This window comes from Streptococcus oralis, from assembly GCF_001578945.1.
GTDB lineage: Bacteria > Bacillota > Bacilli > Lactobacillales > Streptococcaceae > Streptococcus > Streptococcus oralis_Q.
In genome coordinates this window covers 538,468-540,362 of sequence record NZ_KQ969551.1, presented here as the reverse complement: position 1 = coordinate 540,362, position 1,895 = coordinate 538,468, and the positions used below count along the sequence as shown (strand labels likewise).

The 1,895-nt window shown below is 38.3% G+C and carries 2 protein-coding genes; both read left to right on the top strand.

Going from position 1 to position 1,895, the window contains the following annotated elements:
* Positions 1-776: PTS transporter subunit IIC (locus SORDD16_RS05250; protein ID WP_277730439.1), on the top strand; the 776-nt coding region annotated here is incomplete at its 5' end.
* Positions 777-883: 107 nt separating this feature from the next.
* A complete protein-coding gene (locus SORDD16_RS10620) occupies positions 884-1,780 on the top strand; it encodes an aldose 1-epimerase family protein (RefSeq protein WP_081215145.1) in 897 nt (298 codons plus the stop codon).
* Positions 1,781-1,895: the final 115 nt, after the last annotated feature.

The window sequence follows — 1,895 nt, the reverse complement described above, 5'->3', positions numbered from 1 at the left end:
AAATCGGTTTCTGGGGTTCTAAATTCTTTATCGGTTTCATTCTTGGTATTGTCATTGGTTTGATGGGGACTCCACATCCAGAACCAAATGTAGAAGAATTGAAAAGCTGGGAATTAGTTATTAAATCTTGGTTAAGTCTTGGTTTGACAGCTGGTGTCTGCTTGGAGCTCTTCTCGCTTATCGGATCTTGGTTTATTGCAGCCGTAGAACCATTGTCACAAGGTATCACAAACGTTGCTACTAAACGTCTTCAAGGACGTAAATTCAATATTGGTCTTGACTGGCCATTCATTGCAGGTCGTGCTGAAGTTTGGGCGTGTGCTAACGTACTTGCACCAATCATGTTGATTGAAGCTGTGCTTCTTTCAAACGTCGGAAATGGTATCTTGCCACTTGCTGGTATCATCGCTATGGGTGTAACCCCAGCTCTCTTGGTTGTTACTCGTGGTAAATTGCTCCGTATGATTATTTTCGGATCACTCTTGTTGCCACTCTTCCTTCTTTCAGGAACTCTCATTGCACCATTTGCGACAGAATTGGCTAAAGGTGTAGGAGCTTTCCCTGAAGGTGTGAGCCAATCTCAATTGATTACACATTCAACTCTTGAAGGACCAGTTGAAAAACTATTTGGTTGGGCAATTGGTAATGCTACAACTGGTGATATCAAAGCTATTCTTGGCGCTTTAGCTTTCCTTGTATTCTATGTAGGTATCTTTGCTTGGTATAGAAAACAAATGATTAAACGTAACGAAGAATACGCAGCAAATGCAAAATAATAAACTCCTATAACAGGTGAATTGTTTAGACTAGGTTGTCCATCTCTAGAAATAGGAGTGGCAACCTAGTTTTTTATATAGAAATCTAACAAGATTTGGAGAAAATAATGGTAATTGAATTAAAATCGGATCAATTAACGGTTCAATTTAAAACCCTAGGTGGTGCGATATCATCTATTAAGGATCATGATGGTGTTGAGTACTTGTGGCAAGGTGATGCCACCTATTGGAGTGGACAAGCTCCGGTACTCTTTCCCATCTGTGGTTCCCTTCGAGAAGATACCGCTGTCTATAGAGATACAGATGGAATAGAATCCACAGGTCACATTCCTAGACATGGGTTGGTACGTAAGAAAGAATTCGATTTGATTGAACAAACAGAAAACAGCGTAACCTTTGCTATCGAAGATGATGATACTTGCTATCAAAACTATCCTTATCATTTCCGTCTAGAAATCACCTATACAGTCTCTGGAAAAACTGTTCGGACTCAGTATAAGATCTTTAATAAAGAAACTGAAAAAGTGATGCCCTTCTTTATTGGCGGACACCCAGGATTTAATTGTCCACTATTTGATGACGAAGTCTATGAAGATTATTACTTAGAGTTTGAAAAAGAAGAAACTTGCTCTGTTCCACGTCCTTTCCCTGAAACAGGTATGTTGGATTTCCAAGATAGAAGTCCATGGTTAGAGGGGCAAAAAGAATTGGACCTCAGCTATGATCTTTTCAGTACAGATGCAGTTACTTTAGATGAATTGCAATCTAGAACAATTGCCCTTCGTTCTCGTAAGCATGAGAAGGGATTAAAAGTACACTTCCAAGAGTTTTCAAACCTTATTGTTTGGTCAACTCTCAATAAAGGACCATTCATCGCTTTTGAACCTTGGTCTGGCTTATCAACATCACTTGAAGAAGGGAATCGTTTGGAAGACAAGAAAAATGTTCGCTTACTAGAACCTAATCAAGTAGACCAAATTGGTTTTGATATAGAAATCTTTTAACCTAAAAAATAAAACACAAAAACAAACATAAAATGTTGACTTTTTTCAAAAAAAGGAGTATATTATGTTTGTAAGTAACAGATGGTGTTTAAACCGAACAAAGTTTTGGTCTGAG